Consider the following 2,930-nt stretch of genomic DNA (forward strand, 5'->3'; position numbering starts at 1 on the left):
CCAGATTGTTTTCTTTGATAAATTCCCGAAGGTGCTTCCTAAAAAGTTTTTCGTCCATTTTCCTTACCCCCTTGGTAAAAGTTTACCTTTTTCCCAAAGGGGTTTACACAGTTAATTGTACAGTCCCCACTCGAACAAACCGGGAACAATCTTTACCGGCAGAATCATTACCAGTTATTGTCATAAAGAGATAGTGGACTCCATTTATGCTAATCTGGGAAGGCCCAGGCGCCCTCATTTTATAGCTATTTGGAAGAGCAGGGGGACATCGAAGGCGCCAAGGAGTGTTTGGAAGAGAACGTAGCTTTGGCCGAAAGTTATCAAGGCGGTCAGTGGTTAAAGAACGCCCTGCAGGATTTGCAGCTTTTATGTCTGAATCACCGGTCCTTAGTATCACACTGCCCGCGACATCTTACAAGATTGGGAGAACTAAGTAATAGCCACAAACACCTGGCAACTACAATTTGAAAGAAGACTCGCTGGTTATGACCAGGTTCCGCGACATCCGGTAGATTCTTACCCTTCGTTTAAAATCGCCTGGAGCTATTAGCTCCCCCTCAAGGTAATAATACTTTCGCGGCGCAATCAGCCGGTGGTTGATCGAAGTGCCATACACTTCGCGAGCGGGTCCGTCCTCGCGGTGGAGTTTGCCATGAAGGTACCATTCATAAAACCTGAGGGCGCCGTTTTCGAAGAACTCCTCTAAGGCAGGCCCGTCTTCCCGGTGAAGCAGGTTGTGCTGATACCATTTCCTGGACTTGGGAAGGCCGCTGGGATAGAATGATTCTTCAGCCGGACCTTCTAGCCGGTGACGGCGACCGTGTGCCCACCATTCTCGGCTGAGCATGATTTTGTGTTCATGGCGAAGCATATAAACCTCTACCGCCGGATAACCGTCGCGGTGGAGCTGTCCGTTTAGGTACCACCGCTCCTCACATTTTATGCCGGCTTCAAGAGTTTCCCATGTCGTGCAAGCAGGGCCATCTAGGCGGTGTCGTTTCCCTGATGAGAACCATTCTTGTTTCTGCTGGGTTCCGGAAGCGTTGCGAGCAATTACGGCCGGACCATTGTCCCGATGAAGCTGTCCTCGGTGATACCAGAGTTCCTCTATAACGGTGCCGTTTTCCGAGTACCTTATCAGGGCCGGACCATCTTCGCGGTGCAGCTTTTCGTCTACTTGCCATTGGAGGTTCTTTACATTCCCGTTAGGATAATGTTCGACCAACACGGTCCTTGCAGACTCCCTTCTTCTGCGTACTGCCATTAGGGCTTATTTATACTACACCGTTATGCTTTAATCCTTTCGAGCAACTGTTCTGCCAGCAGTATAAGCTCCTTGGCTTTTTGGGTTCTAAGCTTTTCTGGGTCAAGATCGCGGAGCCTTACACGGTCCAAACCGTCCGCGTCCTTGAACATACTGTACAAAAGCCATGCCTCGTTCGGGTCTACTCCGTGGCACAAGGGGAGTTTACCTTTCGCCGTTTTGTCATCAACAGAGTGGTTTTCGATTATAAACTGGATTAAGAGCCTGTCTCCCGTGTTTTCAGCTTTTAGCAGGTCCAACTGCGCGATTTTCTGGTAACTCTTCAGGCCATGCAGGGAGTCAACCCCGTCATGGGTGCGACCGATATCATGATACAGAGCAGCCTTGCAAATCACATCAGTTTCGCGGGTGGTCAGCTCGTTCCCATAGGCGAGAACCAGGCAAAGGAAAAGAACCCTCTTCGTATGACCTATGCCATGAATTCCAGAAGGATTACGAAAGTATTCAGGCTTTAGGTAAGAAGACCAAGTCTCGAACTGCTCCGTTATTGCCCGCACGTCTACTTCTGATTCGAGTTCTCTTAAGCCTATTACTTTTATGTTTTGCGCGTTCCTTAATTCATCCTTTATATTCGAAGGCAACACTATTACTTCATCTTCCCTTCTGTCCGTTATATATGCAACTATCTTGTCCTGATGCACAGTGATCCTATAGACTTCCCCTGTTTCCCTTCCCAGACGGAACCTGATGGCAAAACAGATGGCGGTGCGGAGATTTAGTGTCCAGGAAAACGCTCTATGTAAAGGCGTCGATTTCGAAGTCATTCCCCGGTAAATGTCGACAAACCCGTTGTGGTCGGCTCCGGGGATAAAAAGAGGTGTCTTCCGAAATAACACGGCTTTGCGTACGATTTCCTCTGGCAAACTGCCGAAACCGGATTCGGAACGGCAGTACACACGGAGGAAAAGGTTGTACTTGTCTTCATCGGGAATCAGGTCAAAGAGGTGCTGATAGGCCGTGAGAGCAATCCTTTTGTCGACAATGTCGTCAAACAGGGTAGTGAAGTTGTGAGATTGAAAGGCTTCGCGGCATGCTCTCTCATGTTGGTCGATATTCTCAGCTAGCTCCGGTTCGTCCGGGGAGAACCCCACGAACGCTAGACCATTATAATAAAGGTAGGGTTCTACCAAATCGCGTGGAGAGTAAAAGAAATCGGCGATATCTTTATTCATGGCATGTGCCCTTTTTTCGGCTTTAGCCAGGGAGAACCAGGAAGGGCAGTTAGGATGGTGCTCTAATTCAGTGAGCGGGATGAAACCTCGAGCCAGCAGGTTTCGGCGCACATCCAGCGAGATCATTTTTAAACCGTCATCCACGGCAATCACCTGCCTTTAATAAAGGACGATACGTCTTCTTTATGTTCGCACGAAAAATTGGGTCTGTCTACCGACATTTTGTGCTCAACTTTACATATCCCCTCTCATGGGGACATTTTCGCTGAACTATTACAAGGTGACAATATCACAGAACGATAACACCGAACTAGTACATTGGGTTGACGATCGGGTTGGTTGTGAATAAAATAAAAGTGCGTGCGGGATTAGCTCAGTGGTAGAGCATCGGCTTCCCAAGCCGAGGGTCGCGGGTTCGAATCCCGTTTCCCGCT

2 protein-coding genes and 1 tRNA gene are annotated in these 2,930 nt (G+C 48.7%); 1 reads left to right on the top strand and 2 read right to left on the bottom strand.

Annotated features, from left to right (window positions below; all coding sequences use genetic code 11):
• Nucleotides 1–457 precede the first annotated feature (457 nt).
• Nucleotides 458–1,228, bottom strand: a complete 771-nt coding sequence (locus HPY90_RS15675) for a toxin-antitoxin system YwqK family antitoxin (RefSeq protein WP_287195889.1) — start codon at nucleotides 1,226–1,228, stop codon at nucleotides 458–460.
• Between the two features lie 59 nt (nucleotides 1,229–1,287).
• A complete protein-coding gene (locus tag HPY90_RS15680) occupies nucleotides 1,288–2,640 on the bottom strand; it encodes an HD domain-containing protein (RefSeq protein WP_287195891.1) in 1,353 nt (450 codons plus the stop codon).
• 218 nt (nucleotides 2,641–2,858) lie between these two features.
• Between HPY90_RS15680 and HPY90_RS15685 the strand changes: the two genes are divergently transcribed.
• A tRNA-Gly gene (locus tag HPY90_RS15685) sits at nucleotides 2,859–2,930 on the top strand.

Source organism: Syntrophothermus sp., from assembly GCF_013314835.1.
Taxonomy (GTDB): Bacteria; Bacillota; Syntrophomonadia; order Syntrophomonadales; family Syntrophothermaceae; genus Syntrophothermus; species Syntrophothermus lipocalidus.